The sequence below is a fragment of the Pseudomonas sp. MWU12-2319 genome, assembly GCF_023242525.1.
Classification (GTDB): Bacteria; Pseudomonadota; Gammaproteobacteria; order Pseudomonadales; family Pseudomonadaceae; genus Aquipseudomonas; species Aquipseudomonas gingeri_D.
The window spans coordinates 68,868-86,807 of the sequence record NZ_JALJES010000026.1 but is presented as its reverse complement, the minus strand read 5'-3'; the positions used below and the strand labels follow the sequence as shown (position 1 = coordinate 86,807).

Here is a 17,940-nt window from a genome sequence, read left to right as displayed (position 1 = left end):
GAAAGGGCTGGTCGCTGCGGATTGATGGGCCAATGCCTGGCTCAAGATCCAGCTTGCGCGCATGTTCCAGATCGCGTGATGGTGCCCGCGTCGCAAGCCCGGGAATTTGAATGCGTCGCCCTTGCTTGGATTACGACGTTTAGGGACTGCGGCGCTCTCGCCCTCCTTCGCGGGAGCCCACGGGAAACGCAGGCCATCAGGAAGAGCATGGATGCCCTTTTCCTCACAGAAGATGACAACAAGCATGCCCAGGGCAGCGGCGACGCGGCTGTCGTAGATGATGAAGTCCTGGCAGATCAGCGAATACACCTTGGTCATGCCCGCGTTGAAGCGAAGATTATTCTGGAATTGAGGGCTGTCGAGATTACCAATACGCAGCACCTGTGCGACCTGTGCAATCGTGTTGGCCAAGCCTTTCTGATTGGCCTCAAGCCACTGATTGTTGTGCGCCGACACGCCACCCCAGAACATCGTAGCTTTCGTTCCTCTCAGCATGGTGGCATCGCAGTTCGCCAAGCTGAGATCAGTGCTCAGCGCATTCAATGCATTCGTGTTGCTAGTGGCGCAAGTGCCAGCGCTCACCTTCAAATGCGGTACCCCGGGGTGCTGCCATTCGTACTGTTGGTAAGCATCGTACAGGTCAGTGAACTGCCAGCGTTTAGCCGTTTTCCGGTTGACGTACTCATGCTTGAGCTGCTGATTCGAACCAAGGTGCAGGGCGAGCCACTCGATGAAGGCTTTAACTTCTGCGCGTTGTTTGTATGGGGGATAGATGCGACGGGTCACTTTGGTTTTCATAACCACTCCAGGGTATTGTCCAGAATTCGTTGCTGGCAAAGCGATACTGCAGCACCATAAGGACACTTTTTGTCCCTGAGTACCTGGTGTGAGCGAAATAAAGCCAAAAGATTTGCGCCGCAGAACGCTGACAAAAATTTTGCGCCGTGCAAGAACTCCGCTCACGACCGAGGAACTGCATGCCTTGCAAACGGAATGGGCCGAGCAAATCCCTCACATCAAAACCACCTTGCGTGATCTGCGAGCCCTGGCCGAAGATGAGCAGGTCGTCGGTGAGAAACCCAAAGGTAAAAAGTCCTTTCAATGGAGGTTGCACAGGAATGTGAGCCTCGACCTGGTACTGACGCCGACCGAATCGATGACCCTCCTCGCGATGCTGCAGCATTCTGAGCGCTTCGGCTTCAAGCTTGTGGCCAAGCAGCTGGTCAAGCTGCGTGACTATGCTTTGGGCGTGATCACTCGGAACTCGAAGCAAGACCTGATTGCGCAAGGCCGCATCACGTCCGGCACGCGATTCATGACCCTCCTCCCTGGCATCTACGACCCGGCCCACCTGGATATCATTCAAGCCGCTTTATTGGCTGGCCATAGCCTCACCATGGTGTACAAGCCGCGGGATGCCGAGGACGCGGAATGCAACTATCTGCTGAAGCCCCTGGCGCTCTCATTCCAGGATTCCAATATCTATCTTTCTGCTTACGTCGAGTCAGAACAATGGCCAAGCGGCGAACCACCTGAGGGAACTTCGCGTGGCAAGTACAGCAGCAATGGCCCTGGAATGACCTGTGTCCTGATGCTGCATCGCGTGGTCAGCGTAAGCACTAGCTTCTTGGACATTCCCGACCCTAAAAATTACCGGTTCGATTCATTCGCTATCCAGAAAGATCTCATGACCGTCCACGGCCAGGATGAGATCGATCTCGTGCTGGGGTTGGGGCCGAATCTCTTGAACCGGCTCACAGAAAATCGCCTGAACGAAACACAGAAGATCGAACCTACCGAAGCGGGAGCGATCTTGAAGTGCTCCGTCCAAGACACGCAGGGGCTGCGTCTGTTCCTGATGAGTAACGCTGATGAGATCGAGGTGCTGCAGCCTACCTATCTGCGCGAACACATGCGCAAAACACTGATGAAGGCACTCCACATGTATGTCGAGGAGAATGAGACTGCATAGCGTCATCCCCGATACCCGATGAGTGCAGGTCTAAATCCCCAAACCGCTTTCCAGCACAAGCATCTGGATGCACACAGGTCAAGCGCTCTACAGAGCTGCTCGTGTAGCATTGGATGGCACAACCAAAAATCAAAATTCCAAGAGGCTAATGTGAAAATCTATACAGCCAGGACGCTCGTAGAATTCGTAGGCATCATTGACAGCTTGAAACCTGACGAACCCAACTCACTGTGGTTCCGAGGGCAATCGAGCGCCAGTCACCGGCTCATACCTGGAGCACTGCGAAATATCCATCAGTCTCACGACCACCTTGGCGAAGAGATTGACGACACGGCAGTAAGACTCAGCAGTGGTGGGGTCTACTCCGGCCCGGACTCGGAAAAAATGCTCCAGGACTTCAAGCAGCTAGGCAGGCCATTTCTGGAACAGCAACCCACGAACGAATTCGAGTGGATGTTCATCGCTCAGCATCACGGCTTGCCGACAAGGCTGCTCGACTGGTCTACCAATGCCCTAGTGGCATTGTATTTTGCAGCCCAGGGCGCTCAGGTACGCGAAGGCGATGGAGAAGCTGAATGCGAGCGATTTGAGGAAGATAACTTCAGCGAGGAAGGCTTCGCGGTGTTTGCCATTGAGCCGACGAAGATCAATGCGAAAACGGTTTTGCAGTCTAAGACGATTGATATCGCGTCACACGCAGAACGCTGGGACAAATATCTCAATCCCGTTGAAAAAGACACCACCACGCTACCGGTATGTATCACCGCTCCCCACATGACAACCCGAATACGGGCCCAGAGCGGTACGTTCACACTTCATGGTGCGCAAATCGCAGCACTTGACTACTACACCGATTTACAAGATCTCATCTCAAAAATTTTCATCCCGTACACGTCTACCAAAGCCATCCTGGCCAGCTTGGCAAAATTAGGCATCAACGAAGGCTTCATCTATCCCAGTCTTGATTCGATCGCCAAAGACATCGCGAAGTCGGCCAACCTGACGTACGCCAACGCACGAAACAAAAAGGCAGGCAAACGATCCGCTCGTTGATCCTGAGTCTGTGTTAGGTACTGCTGGTAGAATCTGGCGCAATACCTGCCTGCCCATTTTGACGATTGGCTGTGTTCCATGGCAGTCAGCCTGGCTCACCGTTCGCCCGAACGTGCAATACATCGTCCATCCTGGCGGCACTGATCATGTGGACAACGTGCTGGTCGCTGGCATCAAGCTGCAGACCAAATTCTGATTAACGCCCGCTCTGGTGTGGGTTTTGGGCAGCTTTGCTGCCCTTTTTTTATGGTTGAAATTTACTGCCTACGATGGGTCAAGAAGGGTCTTGGTGGTGGTGCAATCCTGATGGTCATCAATATGACAACGAGAGGATTGTTTGGATTGGCAAACGAGGCCAACGCTCACAGATATTGAGCTAGTCCTACAACAGCTTATGCTGCACGGTCAGGTCTGCTTTAGACTCAGATGTAGTGTCGACCTTGTGAGTGCCGCCGGAGACCTCTGATACTTGACCTCTCTGATCGGGACTCCCGGTCTCAGATCTTCCCCCATCGTCATCGCTTTGATGATCGGACTGATCGTGACAAATTCCTTCAGCCGGCGCAGCACTTGAATGAAGGTCATCAGGACTGTTTTTGGAAAGATCGTCTCTCTCAAGCACCAGAGATGCTTGCTCTCTCCCCTCCTCGCCATCAAGTGCCATTTCCTCTTCCGCCTCAAGTACGCCTACAGACGCGGAGACCAGTCGGGGATAGTCTTCCCTTGCCCGCAACACGATTACTTTTGAAAGCCTACTGAGGTGACACTTGAGCAAATTGGCACGGTCGATGTCCGCGTCCGAATTCGCAATCATCAGATTCGCCTGGATCTTCGGTTCATTGGCCAACTCGTCTGTAGCGGTTGGGTATGGCACAGCCAACCAACGCTCGTAGTCCAGCGCAGCCCTGGAGGCGTGGAGACTGCCTCCCTTGAGGTCAGATTGGATCATCACAACGCCCTGGGCTAGGCCAGCTTGTGTGCGATCACGCTTCACGAACTGGGTGGGGAGAGCTCCCTGCCCAAATCTGTACTCGGAAACTAAAGCGCCTCCGCTGTTCAGTATCTCCTCAGCCAGCTTTCGATGCTGCGACGGAGCAACGGTCTGCAACCCGTGAGCTAGCACCGCAACGGTGTGTCCCCCAGCCTCGATGGCCGCTCGATGAGCTATCCCGTCGCATCCCAGAGCCAGCCCACTCACTACGCTCCAACGCTGGCCACAAAAAAAATCAGTGATTCGGCGGGTGATCAGCTCTCCATGTTTCGTAGGCTGCCGGGTGCCAATGATCGCTACGGACTTTTCAGGGGTTTTGAATAGAGTGCCTTTGACGAAAAGGATAAAGGGATCGTCTTTGGTGGCGGAAAGCAAAGCTGGATAGCCTTCATCCAGAGCACTGATGATGTACGCACCTGCCTTCTCAGCCGCGTCGCGCTGCTTCTGCGCAAGCTCTTGAGCCAGCTCCCAGGCACTGGGGGCAGCAACCGCCTTGGCTATCGCAGGTATTCTCAGCGATAGCTCAATGATTGGAGCAGACACCAAGCCATGAGATACAACCCGTCGAAGGGTCGCGGGGCCCACCCCGGACAGCATGGATAAGGCGAGCATTTTTTGGGTTGAAGGCGAAATCGTGATCATTGGGTATTGATGGCCTTTGTCAGTGAAAGGCACGTAACCTGCCTGGCCCCAGCTGCCATTAGATATTTCCTAGCGTAAATGAGTGAAGCCCCTGTGGTGGCGACGTCATCAATGACTACCACATGCTTATTCTCGTAGCCAGATCCTGCTATGACCTCTAGGTGATTCCTAACGTTCTGAATCCGCTGCTCCTTGGTCAGGCCCTCGCCGTGGTGCGAGAGCACCCCCTCGCGATACCGCATGAGGTCAGGAGTGAACGACACCCCTGCATTCACAAGTGGTCTCTGAGCATGGACAGTCGATAGCTGGGTCAGCATCGCCTCCAAGCGCCTGGTTCTGCCCGGCTTTGCGGGTACAACGGTCACTACGAGGGAATTACCGAAGGTGAGATGCGGGTTTCTCCGCACCAAATTCTGGAGGAAAGCGCCTATGGCCGCTACCCAATAATCAGGAACGACCAAGGCATTCTTCATGGCATGGATATCGTTGGTGACTTGGTGCCAAACCGCACGGTTTTGCGCCTGTACAGAAAAGTGCCTTCCTAAATAGTGGATGTCATGCTTCACACTCTCGTGGTCGAAAGCGCCGAACTTCTCCATACGCGCGAAGGGTTGGCGGTTCGGAATCGGGGCGCACGCCGTCTGCTGCAGGCGTTCAGCAACAGGCAGATAAGACACGTGGGAGTTTAGTGTGGAAAGCAAATCGACAGGATCATCGATGATGGCATCAGGCATTCTCTCTAGAGCCCTCCAGTCATCCCGGCGGCGAGGGGCTGGAATTCTTGGCCAAGTGGTTGTGTCAAGAACGACCTGGCAGCCTGCATCATAGGCAGCTCGTATATCTACGGGGGAATCCCCAACCATCCAAACATCCCGGGGGTCGGGAACGTTAAAATGTGCCATCGCCCCACGAATACCCGCACCACTAGGCTTGGGTTGCGCTGTGTCCTCGAACGCTATAAGGAAATCCCAGGCCAGCCCAGGATAGGCGACACCTAGAAGAGTTTCTGCGTAATGCCTAGGTGACCTTGTGAAAACACCAATTCGGGCTCCAGGGAATCTTGCTCGCAGCATTACGATGGTGAGTGCCGAGTAAACTATTCGGGCAGGATCCTGACGATAAGCGGCGCGGAGATCATCCACATACTGCTGCGACTGCCTGCCTAGAAACTGCTGACCACGAAATCTCTGCTCCAGGTCACCGGTGCGGATGAGCGTGTCATCCAGATCGAAAATCAAAAGCTGTACCGCCATGCTGTCGTCCTTGATACGTTGCGATTCCAAGACAACTAACACGGATAAAAAGCGTCAGCAACATCAATTTGCCACTAATTCGTCCAGTCAATAATTCGGGGAGCCCCTCTAGAACGAAAACGCTTTGAGGGCCCCTTTTAACGCTCAGTATCTCAGACAACGCGCGCGGACAGGTTCTTGATCCGATGGTCTATGCTGGCTTCCTTGCCTCGATCACCCGAAACGTGGCAATCGGTACCGCAGGCATCGTTTTACCGCTGCGCGACCCACTGATTGTTGCGAAGCAGACAGCCAGCGTTGACCAACTGCTTGGGGGGCGTTTCATTCTTGGATTGGCGTCGGGTGTGCCTATCGAAACCGCCAGGGAAGCTCGCGACGTTGCCCGGCAACTTGGGGCGGACTGTGCGATTGCGATCGGCGGTGGTTCAACCACTGGCTTGGGCAAGGCCATCGCCCTTGACTCAGGCCTGCCGATTCTCGCTTTCCCCACCACGTACGCCGGCTCCGAGATGACCCCGGTATCCGTCCAAGTTTCCTCCGTTCACCAAGCGGCTGTAGCCAAACGGAGCATTCCTCCCCTCCTAGGAAACCTCTACTGATCGTCAGCCCCTCGTTTCGGATCAAACCGCCACGGCCAATCATGGCTCAGCGCCCTATCGCAGGCTGGCCATCGACAGTAACCTCGCTTTTATATCAACACGAACGGCACAAGGCCTATCCACACGAAATTTTTTGAGGCTATAATCTCGTTATTCGAAACCAGAGAATCACTCAATGATTGAACCCCGCAGCCTTACCATTCCCGAGTTGCTGATCCAGCACGTCCCGCGCGACCTGATCATGGGCGTTGAAGACGCCTGCGAGGTCGGTGCAGTGCGCGCCCATGAAGCGACAAAGGACATGGACGAGAACCATCGTAAGAATGCGTTGGGTCAGATGCGGGCGTTTTTCATGAATGAAGCGTTTGACGAGACCCTGCGCGCCGCGGATTCCGTCCACACCCCGCTCAAAGGCAACAGCGTTGTCGTGGGGCGTGCTGGAATTTTCAAATTCAGCCGGGTGAACATGTCCTCGGAGACTTGGAACAACTGCGGGCGCAGCGCGATCCGCCGTCAGCTTGCCGAGGCCAATCAGTCGATCACCCAACTGGTGCAGCCGTCGCTTTTTGCTGCGGAACCTATCACCACCGCTACGTTCTTCTTCGTAGCGTGCTTCAGCGGCTCGTTGACCAACCAACCTGAACGGCCACTGGAAATACACATTGCAGTGCCAGACACCAAAATGAAGGGCTGGCTTTTCCGTGAGCCATTGGGCCGATTCCTGGCTCGCTACGACGAGGCGCCTCAGTTGCAAGTCGACCTGGCAACGCCGAAGCTCAAGAAAGGCCTACTCGAAACAGGACAGCAAACAACATCATGAGTCGTGGAATTACAGGGTTTGAGCCGGGGCGGCTGATACAAGCGCTCTCGGCGCGCGGCCTTTCTCAAGTTGCCCTGGCCAGTATGGTCGGGGTTTCACCTGCTACCGTGAGCAAGTGGAAAAATGGCCAGCAATCCCCTGAAGCTGAGGCGTTGACGAGTCTCTCCCAGGTCATCAACGTGACCCCGGAGTGGTTCACTCGCCCCTTACCAGAGAAGTGCTCTCTCCCACTGTTCAGGAGCAACGCCTCGGCGCACTCCGACGCTCGAAAAATGCTCGAAGCCCGGTTGGAGTGGGCTCAAGACATCGCGCTGGCCCTCAGCGAATTCGTGGATTTTCCAGACGTGAATTTGCCTGTGCGCTCATTCACGGATCCTGAGCAGATCACGAGCGCGGATATCGAGGAAGCTGCAGATGAATGCCGCGCGCTCTGGAATCTGGGGCGACGCGCTATCCCAGATCTGGCCATGGCAGTTGAAGGCGCTGGGGTAATTCTGGTTCGTGAAGAAACAGGCATCGCGACTATCGAAGGCCTTTCTTCATGGAGCCAAGTTTTGGGTCGCCCGATGATTTTGCTGTCAGCGGACAAGCAAAATGGCTTCCGTAGCCGTTTCGACTTGGCTCATGAGTTGGGTCACCTGATCCTGCACAAAGGCATCGAGCGCTCGACCGACCCTGTTCGACACAAGATGATGGAAGACCAGGCACACCGATTTGCGGGTGCGTTCCTGCTTCCGGCTGAAACCTTTGCCGCCGATGTGCGAAGCCCGGTCACGCTGGACAGCCTCCTGTTGCTGAAACAACGATGGGGCGTATCCGTTGCCGCCATGTTCATGCGCCTTTGGGCCTTGAAGATCATCGACGACGAAACCAAGAGCTTGCTCTTCAAGCGCCGCTCTGCTCGTTGGGGCGTCAAAGCTGAACCGGGTGATGATGGCCGTGCACCGGAGCAAACTCGACTCCTCAAGCGCACCATTGAGCTATTGGCGTCATCGGGAGTTATGCCCGTCGATGCGGTATCTAGCTACATTGGCTTGTCGGCAACTGATATCGAGATGCTCACCGGCTTGCCCCTGCGCTACCTCAGCGGCAACGGTGCTGTGGTGCACCTGGCCAAGCTCAAAAGTGTTAATGCTCCCCAGGCCAAGCCTGCGAGCGAACCTGGGGTTGTAGTTCCGTTCACCCGGGGTCGCTGACCCTGGGTGGCCGAAGTGTTCAGCCTCTGATCAGAAGTGCCAATACCGACTGAAGGCCCTTTGCAGGAGAGTGCACCCGGTACTCTTCTGCCCTGTGTTCACGGGCTGGATTCATGTGATTTCCAGCATGTTGGATGCCGGTCGCATTCAGGCTGAACGCTGTCCTCGGATCAAACTGTTTTACGACTGTTGTGGCCAATATCATACTCTTAACACTTACGGACTGAATGACCGGGACGCGGTTAAATTTACGCAAGGAAAAAGCATGTTTTTGTACAAGTATCGATCCGCAATGGGAAGCGCTGACAACGACAACACACGCCGAATTTTTTCTTCGTCTAGTTTGTATTACGCCAAGGCCTCAACCTTCAACGACCCCTTCGACGCGCAAGTCAATGTAGAGCCTAACTCGTCCCGAGCAGAGGCCATAGACCGACACTGGTTAATATTGCGCGAGCGAGCCCGTGGCAGGGGCGGCTTTATCGACAGCGTTCAAAGTACACACTCGAATGCGACATTCAACATCGAGCGCATATACGACAAGGTATTGAACGACACCCATATTGATCACGACCGATACTACCGGGACATGATCGACTCATTCGGAATAGTGTCGTTGGCGGAAAATCCCGACAATCTTCTGCTCTGGGCTCACTACGCCACCAACCACTACGGAATGTGCTTGGGATTCGAGTGGGACGAGACAGGCTTACCACCTGCTGAAGAGGTCATCTACCAGAATCGCTATCGCACGCTCGAATACTATTCACACACTGAAGCTGAACTCGCGGCGATTTCTCTTTTGCAGAAATCAGCAGATTGGGCATATGAGCGCGAGTGGCGTTCGGTGGCTAAACCCGAAATGGAGTACAACAGCAGCTTTGCGCCTGATGAACACTACGAACGAGAACTAGAGGTGCTTAGGTCGAATCCAAGCCAGTCACCCTACTACTCCGAAGAGCAACTCAAAGAAAAATACACATTCCTGGTGGGTAATGTGACGGTTGAAGGTTCTGGGCCCAAGGTTTTCAACCAGAGTGCTCTGAAGGAAGTCGTGTTTGGCATGCGCATGAGTCAATCCGACGTGATAGACCACATCAACGCAATTGAGAGCTATGGGTTCAAGCCAAAATTTTTCCAGGCTCGCAAGAATCCGAAGCGGTACCAGGTGGATATCCACGAACTCTAAGGCGTCGCCCTTCTTGGGTGTTGTGCCGATTAAGGGGTTAACCTTCGCCCACCATGAAAGACCGTAGCGCTGGGTTTTGGTCATGGACACCCAGCGCGCTGGCCAAATCCAGTGCAAACGACTCCTCAGGTTGAATGCAATTGGGAGATCGTTGGCGATGCAAACGGTTGCTCAAGTGGAATGCAATTACGCACTCCGCGGTTGATGCCAAGGAACGCAGGAAGAACACGTCATGTCAGTCGATTACCCAACCCTTGATGAAGCCCAGGAAAAGCGGATTGCTGCTGTCCATGGAGGCTTCCTGTATCAGCATCTGTTCGCGGTGGCTTGCCTACTCAAAGCCAAGGCATCAAACGTCCTGAGTGTGGTGATCGAGCGAGATGAGGACGTCGAAATCGTGCTCGCCGATACCCGAATTTATGTCCAGGTTAAAACTCGCAGTGATCCCCTAATCCCGAGCGACCTCGGCACTGCTTTAGACCGGTTTCAGCTACTCCGCGAGCAGCACGAGCAAGGCCTTCGACACGGCACTCCTCTTTTCGTGGTTGCCTCTAACCAGCCCCCTGGCCCGAAACTTAGTGCCCGTATCAAGCAGGGTGAATTGGGTGATGATGTGCAGTTCATCCATCCGGGCGAGACGCTCCCTGCGGAGCTTGCGTGCCTACCGAGTTGCTGGACTGATCTGAGTAGCGCGGTGGCCGACTGTGTGAAGCTGGCAGAGACGATTCCACATGGGGCATTGGTACCCGAATCGCTGGTATGGAAACTGGCGGGAAAGGTGCAAGCCGCCGCCACTGGCCACCAGAATCTAGGTGGTTACACCTTCCATTCAGAATCGCTACCTGCCCTGTTCGAGCAGCTACTGACGCAGCTGCAAAGATTGCCGGCGCTTCAAACCCACTATCTCCCGCAGATTGACGAGCCTGCACTCATCAACGGCGAGCGCATTCGGATCATCTGCGGCTTCTCCGGCGCAGGCAAAACATCCTGGTGCGCTCAGGCCGCAATGCATACCCCGGAACCGTGCATCTACTTCGACGCACGTGAGACCGCGGGCCCAGCGTTCGCACGATCCCTGGTGAGGGAAATCGCAGGCGGGCTGGTCGACAACCCCCATGAAATTGGTGAACTCTTCGCCCCAGGCACATCTGGCATCGACTCGATGACAGCACTGGGTCGTCACTTGGAGATCCAAGGCATAGAGCCATTGGTGATCATCGACAACGCTCACGAAATTCCTGCCGCAGATCTACAAGCCGTGTTCGGTTGTACCATGCATATGCGCTTCATCCTTCTGTGCCAACCCGTCGGGTCGATTCAGGAAGTGGAGCAAGTGTCGGGGGTGCTCCGGGAGGTGCTTCAGGGGTGGAGCTTGGACTCCGTGGCGGCGGAAGCCTCTCGCCTGGGTGCCAAGGGCAATGTTGAGACAATGGAAAGGGTGCGCGTACTGACAGGTGGCATGCCGCTGTATCTCCAAAGCGCCGCCAGACTCGCAGCCAAGGACTATGCGGGAGATCTGTCCGAGCTTTGCACCGCGCTGGAGCAACAGGCCACGCTGGAGACGACCGCACAGGAACTCATTCTTGCCAAGGTGTACCAGGGGCTCCCAGAACCGAGCCAGCACATCGTTACCCTTCTGAGCATGGTCGATGTTGCTATCACTCAAAACGAGCTGCAGAGCTTGATGGCAGCTTACGCAACAACACCTCCTGCTGCGGTTAATCAGGCTATCCGAGCACTTCGTGCGCTCGGCGTCCTGGAGGTGCAAGGCAGCCTCGAAATCAAACTCCACGATGCCATGCGATTGGTTGGAGCAAGCGGGTTGCTCGCCATGGCAGACCCACGCTTGCTGGCAACCAAGGTGGTGCTCAAAGATCTGCTTCTGACTTCCCTGAAGCAAACGCGTAGCCACCATAAGCTCAGGCTGCTCATCAAGACGTTGATCGATCTTGAAGAGAGCGAGTTTCTCATTGAGCTGGCCGGGGAAGAGCTTTTCCAGGAAACGGGGCTAGGGCCACTGCTCATCGATTATCTGGAAAAGGCGTCCAGCTCATCTGAGCTTGATGCAGAGACTAGGTGTTCAGTCCCGGAAAGTCATGGTGCATCCTTAACCCCTCAAAAGGAGGATGCATTTTGGAAGGACGTATCCATGGCTCAGCCCGAACGACGCCGCGAATTAGAGCCGAGCTCCAAGCGTCGCAAGAGTCGAATCGAAAGCTTGCCACTCGCTACAGATTGAACGTGAAAACTGTTGCCAAGTGGCGAGCTCGATCAACAACCCAAGACTCACGAATGGGGCCTGCCAAGCCCAGTAGTGCCTGCCTCACTGTGTCGGAAGAGGCAATGGTGGTCGACTTCCGCCGTCGCACGATGCTGCCGTTGGACGACATGCTGGGGCATCTCCACGAGAGCCTTCCCCAACTGAGTCGCAGCGCCCTGCACCGGTGCCTGGTTCGTCATGGCATCAGCCAACGGCCCAGCACCACCAACGCAACCAAGCGTGGAAAGTTTTCACCGGTTGAGATGGGTTATCTGCACATCGATAGTTCCGAGCTACGCCTGGAGCATGGCAAACGGCATTTGTTCGTCGCTATCGATCGAGTCACCAAATTTACCTATGTGGCTTTTTTCGATGCGGCGACGAAACGCAATGGCGCCGCTTTTTTGCGGGAAGTCGTTGATGCCTTTCCGTACAAAATTCATACGGTGCTGACTGATAACGGAGCTGCGTTTACTGAGCAGCCTAGGTACCGAAATGGGGCTACTCACCGTTTCGGCGGGCATATCTTTGATCGTGTCTGCTATGAGCACGGTATCAAGCACCGACTGACCAAGCCCTACCATCCGTGGACTAACGGCCAAGTCGAGCGCATGAATCGCACGATAAAAGAGGCCACGATCAAGGCTTTCCACTATCCAGATTGGGACGCACTGAAAGCCCATACGCTGGCCTTTATTACGGCCTACAACTTTGCCAGACATCTGAAGGCGCTGAGATGGCGAACGCCCTTTAGGGTGATCTGCGAAGCCTGGACTCTGACTCCAGAACGCTTCAAGATTAATCCGCACCACCTCATTCCGGGACCGCACACCTAGGCCTCATAGGGTTTGAATTAGCAGCGCTCCGAGTTAGCCGTGCGAAGCGCTTCAAACTGCCTATATCCTTTGATGCTCATTTTGCCGTCGGACGGTTCACAGCTCGCCCTGCTCAGTAACCGTATTCGTTCAGCAGTTTGTGCAAGAATTCACGTCGCCGTTGGACGATACTCAAAATGAGATAGTCGCGCTCGGTGTCCCTTGTCGATAAATGCCCCGCGTCCACCAATCCGTGAATGTAGCCCTCGGCCTTACCTCTTGCTTCGAGCAACGCCTCATTAGATGTGCTTTTGTAGATGTCTTCAGCGATGAGCTGCCACCGCTTCATTTGGCGCCGTCCAACCGGGTCGTCTGAAAATTTTGGTGCGTTGATCAGTGTTTTGAAATCGTTAGGTAGGCTAACTATGCTCAAGGTGGGTTCTCAGAACAGTGATGTCTGAGTCGAGGTTATCATGCGCACACTTAATCGCCTGTTGCTGGTGGGGTTATGGTTCAACCACCTTCCCCATTGAGCGCACAGCACACCACCGCACCGCACCGCTAGGCGCTTACGCGAAGAAGCGACTGCATCACTTCCGGTGTCACATCGAATAGGGGAACACTGCGCTTGGCGAGTGTGCCAACCAATCCGGATTGAGGTATGTGTCACCGCCAATGTAAAACTGACCCCCTGGGGTCAGTTTTGGGCCGGCGTTGACAGGTATGCGAAGGGAGATGATGAGCCAGAGCTTTACGACGCGAATGGATCAGTTTTGGACGGTGTACTGCAGGTGATTCGAGTTTCGCCAGCGACAGAGACGGCGGGGGAAACGGCAAAACTGAATTATTGGAAATTATGGCTCAGCCATAATTATTGCTGAGCCATAATTTTTCACTTCAAAAAGTCCCTGTAATCGGAGCAACACGTCGTCATCCAAATAGGCGAAATTCCTGCTGGTGCTGCGACGTCGAAAACAGATAAGGTTTGATCATGAATGATCCTCGCATGCCCATCATCACTGCTGATAACCACGTTCAGAGCAAGACCGCTGAACCGATGGAAGCTCATCCCTCCGTATCTCGAACTCTCGAACTCTCGAACTCTCGAACTCTCGAACTCTTGAACTCTTGAACTTTTGGCTGCTAACATGAATGCGTATCCTGAGCGCATGCTGCCTGTGGATACATGTTTGGTCACCCGCATAATTTCGCTAGTCGGTCAGGCTGATGTTGACCTGAATACGCCGCTCTTCGCGGAGGACGAATAAATCAGGGCAGCGAACCTCGACGTGCACACACTTGGCACCCAGACTCTAAATTCAAATTGTAGTTTTTGGTGTATTGTTAGGTGACTAACTACCTAGAGAACGACCATGTCCAAACTCGCAGAATTCCGCCAACTCGAGAAACACCTCGCCGAACAGCTCCAAGCCCTCGAAGCTCTGAAAGGTGATGTCGGCCTAAAGAAAGAAATTGAATTCGAGGCCAAGCTACGTGCACTGCTGGGTGAGTACAACTACAGCCTGAAAGACGTAATCAACCTGCTTGATCCACAATCCGGCCGTCGCGTTCCAGTAGTAGAGTCCAAGTCTGGCAGCCGCAAGCCTCGCCAGGTGAAGATCTACAAGAATCCCCACACCGGTGAAGTCGTCGAAACCAAAGGCGGCAATCACAAGACGCTGAAGGAATGGAAAGCAGAACACGGCTCCGCGACCGTTGAGTCTTGGCTGACAAAGTGATTTTTGTTTGAGTACGAAAGGGCCCGACGAGGGCCCTTTTTTGGTACTTGATTTCAAAAATTTCATTACAGCTCAAGCGAGCTATGATGAGTTCGTAAGAAATTTCTTACAGTTGCGCTGGCTCGGCGCGGACTACGCCGTATGACTCAAGCCTCAAAAATTTAGATCCATTATCAAGTGGAATTTTCTTTTGAAGTAACTTGTAGAAATTCTCGTCGTGAGTGGAGATTATGATCTGCTTGTTTAGTTGGCGACTAATGTTTCGCAGCAAATCGATGGTTGATAGGATATTGATGGAGTCCATAGAGTGCATCGGATCATCGATGAATATCACGTCGATTGGAGTACCTTCGTAAGTAGCGTGAATAGCCTTTGCCAAGAATATACTGAGGCTCAGAATGTTAAGTTGTGCGGCGCTAAAATACAAAGTCGGCGGGACTCGTTTGTTTTTCTCATCTACCACTACTATATGCAAGCTAGGTCGCTCATCTTGCGAGAAAGTAGGGACGAATTCGACAGTATTGAAATTGGGGTGTGGATCTATTTTTTTATAAATCTCGTTTATGAGGTCGTTGTAGAAAAAGCCAGATATTTTTGATTCCAAATACGATACAACCTCGGAGATTTCATTTTTCAACCTCTCCTGTAAAGCTTCATGTTGTGTTTTGAGCAGCATCAAGGGCGAGAGGTTTCGCTTATGTGTGAGATGCTCAATATAAGGTAGGAGGACAGGAAGCAATTCCTGCAAGGTAGAACACGTATCTATTTTTTTTCTGAGCGTTGTGCACTCTGTCAAGTACTCAGAGATTTTTCCGTTTAGTAGGCCGTGAGTTAGATTTAGAGTGCTCGGTGCAGGTATATTCAAAGCCTCGGAAAATCTTTTTCTAAAATTAGACTGCAGATCGAGCCAAGTCACCCTCGAGGCATAGAGTTCGGTATAAGCTTGTTCGATATCCGAATCTTTCAACCAAGTTTCCGCTTGAACCATCCAGCTTTGGAGAGTGGAGGTTTCGGTAAGTGCTTGGTTCAGCAAGGTTTCAGAATTACTTAATTGTTGAATTAACTTCTCTTGCTGAATTGTGCAGTGGTCATGGAGCCCTGCTCCCAATGGTAGTCCTATTTTATTCGCATACTGAGCAATAAATAGATAAGCCGGTTGCCCTTTGTATACGTCTATAGATAAACTGAGCTCTTGTATCTTTTTTTGTGACTGTTCGATAAGAGACAAGCATTGACGAAATCCCTGCTCTTCAATTATGCGGAGAGATACATGGCTTTTCTTATTTGCTTCGATAATGCTTATTTGTGAATTTATATGATTGGCAAGCGCCGGTTCGTCCATTTGCAGAGTGTGTTCTTTAGCTGCATTCAGTTTTCCTGTGGCAGTGGTCTGCTGAGATCGAAGAGTAGTAATCTCTGATTCAGTTATAAGTTTATTTTTTGTTACCTCTGCCAGCGTCAGTCGTACTGAAGCTAGGGCTTCATCGACAAACTGCAGAATGCGCCGAAGCAGCTCGTCAGCTTCGTTAACGGTGGTTTCTCTCTCAGCGGAAATACTCTGCGCCTGTTGCTGTAAATAGTTCTGTAGAGAAGGGATTGCATCGTTCTTAGCAATGGCTGCTAGAAGCTTTTCATGATCATCATAGGGGTGGTTGCACAAGGGACAATTCGCACCCTTATGCTCTAGAATTAGTGACTGTCCAAGGTTTACCAGTTGCCCAAATAGCCCGGACTGATCATTAACTGCCTTTAAAGCCAAGGCGTTTTCAGATAATTGAGCATCCAGCTGAATAACTCTTCGATTTGCTGAGGCAAGCCTAATAGATACGTCTTCGGATATGGGGATGAGCCCTGTCATGTTCGATATGACATTGTGTCGATCTAGACCAGAGATGCTAAGTTTGTTTATGCGTTCAGAAAGTGCGAGTTCACTTATGTTTAGTGCCGATAGTCGCGATTCTAAATCTTGAATCTTAAGGTTGACGTCTTGGACTAGGGCAGACTCCGTCTGAATTATCAGAAAGCTATTTCGTGCGGCGTCTTGGTATGATCTCCACTGGTGTAATAATGTATCTGTGTCAGTGATGTTTTTAGATAATTTTTCGAGCGCGATACTGATGGTCTTGTGCGTGGATTCTTCGTTTTTAAGTGATAGTGACGCTTCCGATAAGCTCTGCTCTAAGGTTGCAATGCTTTTAGTTGTAATGTCAAATTGTGGCAGCGACTGTGCAACCTGTTTCAATTCGCTAAGCTGTGAATTGAGTTCGGCCAGTACAGCCTGCTGGCTCCCAATTTGTATGTTGAGCTCTTTATATCTCCTGCTTTTTGTAACTGCAGTCGAAAGGTGGCCGAAAGTCTCGCTGGTGTCAGCTAGGCTGTTTTCTGAGTCATACGCAACTGCAGAGTCCAATATGAGACTTTTCAATAGCTCGATTTTTGAGTTTTTTAGCTCTGTAAGACTTTCGAAGCGTCGAATTATCTCTGCAATCATGAACTTGAGATTGCCTTCCGAGGCTTGATTTAAATTGCTTTCTGATACCTTAAGGTTCTGGCCTTCTTCATCTAGTGAATCCACGGCTAAATTATATTGCTCAAAAGCCGTTAGATCTACAGGTTGAGCTATCAGTTCCTCTAGTTTAGAAATCTCATCGCTAATCTCATCCAGCACCTGGGCATTTTCAGATCTGAGGGCATAGAGCTTCTTGCGAGTGTCTTCCGCATCCACGGAGAAGGTATCCATGAAGCGTTCATAGCGCTCAGCAGGTTTGCTTTCTCGAATGAACGCATCCACACCTTCTTGGGATAAAAATATATCTCTGAAAGCTGCTCGTCCCTTGGCGACTTTTCCAGTGAATGAAAAATCTCTTGCTCCCTCTACGGCTGGCGATAGATTTCGAGTAAATGGCTTTTTACTTATAGTTGTGAGGACGCTGACAGATGTCTTAAGCTTGAGGGGGGCATCATGGTTGCGTAAAATGTACTGAGGAGACTCCGGGTCTTTGCTGTTATCTGCTGCCGCCACGTTATTTGTTTTTGTTGAGGCACGAACATATCGACCTATGCTCTTGGTGAGAGCCCATTCTACAGCATCATAAAAGGAGCTTTTTCCGAAGCCATTAGGCGCATAAAGCGCGACAAATTTTGCAGGCTCACCATCTTTAAGTAGAAAATCGAAAGTGCCATTTTCAATGCTGTTGTAAGCACGAAAGGCCTGAATCTTAACGTTCTTGATTTTCATTTGTTATGTACCTATCAAGTTACTTAAAATTGCCCGCCTTTTTTCTTTGTCTATGGGGCTGTGGCTCAATGGTACGGAATTCAAAATTTCAGACAAAGAACTGATAAATTGTTCTGGTGTTTGTCGTAGGTCTAACTGCAGCGATGATCCCAGTATATCCCTGCTCAGAATTT

General features: G+C 52.3%; 14 protein-coding genes and 2 pseudogenes. 11 read left to right on the top strand and 5 right to left on the bottom strand.

Annotated elements, in window-relative coordinates; translation table 11 throughout:
- On the bottom strand, window positions 1-798 hold a 798-nt coding region (locus M5C01_RS29910), incomplete at its 3' end, for a hypothetical protein (protein WP_248764439.1).
- Between the two features lie 88 nt (window positions 799-886).
- Here M5C01_RS29910 and M5C01_RS29905 point away from each other — a divergent pair.
- The 3 genes and pseudogenes from M5C01_RS29905 to M5C01_RS29895 all read left to right on the top strand — a co-directional run.
- Complete coding sequence (locus M5C01_RS29905) at window positions 887-1,972, top strand: WYL domain-containing protein (RefSeq protein WP_248764438.1); 1,086 nt, start codon at window positions 887-889, stop codon at window positions 1,970-1,972.
- Between the two features lie 150 nt (window positions 1,973-2,122).
- A complete protein-coding gene (locus M5C01_RS29900; protein ID WP_039588957.1) occupies window positions 2,123-3,025 on the top strand; it encodes an FRG domain-containing protein in 903 nt (300 codons plus the stop codon).
- Between the two features lie 85 nt (window positions 3,026-3,110).
- A pseudogene (locus M5C01_RS29895) lies at window positions 3,111-3,221 on the top strand (carbohydrate porin); the annotation flags it as partial.
- Window positions 3,222-3,407: 186 nt separating this feature from the next.
- Here M5C01_RS29895 and M5C01_RS29890 read toward each other — a convergent pair.
- A complete protein-coding gene (locus tag M5C01_RS29890) occupies window positions 3,408-4,691 on the bottom strand; it encodes a DNA-processing protein DprA (protein WP_248764437.1) in 1,284 nt (427 codons plus the stop codon).
- Window positions 4,655-5,911: an HAD hydrolase-like protein gene (locus tag M5C01_RS29885; protein WP_039588955.1), complete on the bottom strand. Its 1,257-nt coding sequence runs from the start codon at window positions 5,909-5,911 to the stop codon at window positions 4,655-4,657. Before M5C01_RS29885 ends, M5C01_RS29890 begins: the two co-directional genes overlap by 37 nt.
- Window positions 5,912-6,060: 149 nt before the next feature.
- On the opposite strand from M5C01_RS29885, the gene M5C01_RS29880 reads away from it, so the two are divergent.
- The 6 genes from M5C01_RS29880 to M5C01_RS29855 all read left to right on the top strand — a co-directional run bounded on the left by M5C01_RS29880 (window position 6,061) and on the right by M5C01_RS29855 (window position 12,811).
- Window positions 6,061-6,510: an LLM class flavin-dependent oxidoreductase gene (locus M5C01_RS29880; protein WP_255916954.1), complete on the top strand. Its 450-nt coding sequence runs from the start codon at window positions 6,061-6,063 to the stop codon at window positions 6,508-6,510.
- A 175-nt stretch (window positions 6,511-6,685) separates the two neighbouring features.
- Window positions 6,686-7,330, top strand: coding sequence for a hypothetical protein (locus M5C01_RS29875; protein WP_152741921.1), 645 nt, complete (start codon window positions 6,686-6,688; stop codon window positions 7,328-7,330).
- Entirely contained in the window at window positions 7,327-8,526 is a 1,200-nt protein-coding gene (locus M5C01_RS29870) for an XRE family transcriptional regulator (RefSeq protein WP_039588951.1), read from the top strand. The genes M5C01_RS29875 and M5C01_RS29870 overlap by 4 nt, the downstream gene beginning before the upstream one ends.
- 265 nt (window positions 8,527-8,791) lie before the next feature.
- Window positions 8,792-9,715, top strand: coding sequence for a DUF2971 domain-containing protein (locus M5C01_RS29865; RefSeq protein ID WP_178130010.1), 924 nt, complete (start codon window positions 8,792-8,794; stop codon window positions 9,713-9,715).
- 232 nt (window positions 9,716-9,947) lie between these two features.
- Window positions 9,948-11,954 carry an ATP-binding protein gene (locus M5C01_RS29860; RefSeq protein ID WP_248764436.1) on the top strand — a complete coding sequence of 669 codons (2,007 nt, stop codon included), beginning with the start codon at window positions 9,948-9,950 and terminating at the stop codon, window positions 11,952-11,954.
- Entirely contained in the window at window positions 11,849-12,811 is a 963-nt protein-coding gene (locus M5C01_RS29855) for an IS481 family transposase (RefSeq protein WP_152741923.1), read from the top strand. Before M5C01_RS29860 ends, M5C01_RS29855 begins: the two co-directional genes overlap by 106 nt.
- Window positions 12,812-12,923: 112 nt before the next feature.
- Here M5C01_RS29855 and M5C01_RS29850 read toward each other — a convergent pair whose 3' ends face one another.
- Entirely contained in the window at window positions 12,924-13,139 is a 216-nt protein-coding gene (locus M5C01_RS29850; protein ID WP_248764435.1) for a hypothetical protein, read from the bottom strand.
- Window positions 13,140-13,403: 264 nt separating this feature from the next.
- Here M5C01_RS29850 and M5C01_RS33000 point away from each other — a divergent pair.
- Window positions 13,404-13,585 (top strand): annotated as a pseudogene (locus M5C01_RS33000) (hypothetical protein); the annotation flags it as partial.
- A 578-nt stretch (window positions 13,586-14,163) separates the two neighbouring features.
- The gene (locus tag M5C01_RS29840) at window positions 14,164-14,529 is read left to right on the top strand and encodes a histone-like nucleoid-structuring protein, MvaT/MvaU family (protein ID WP_152741925.1); all 366 of its coding nucleotides are present in this window, start codon (window positions 14,164-14,166) and stop codon (window positions 14,527-14,529) included.
- 106 nt (window positions 14,530-14,635) lie between these two features.
- Here M5C01_RS29840 and M5C01_RS29835 read toward each other — a convergent pair whose 3' ends face one another.
- The gene (locus M5C01_RS29835; RefSeq protein ID WP_152741926.1) at window positions 14,636-17,767 is read right to left on the bottom strand and encodes an AAA family ATPase; all 3,132 of its coding nucleotides are present in this window, start codon (window positions 17,765-17,767) and stop codon (window positions 14,636-14,638) included.
- Window positions 17,768-17,940: the final 173 nt, after the last annotated feature.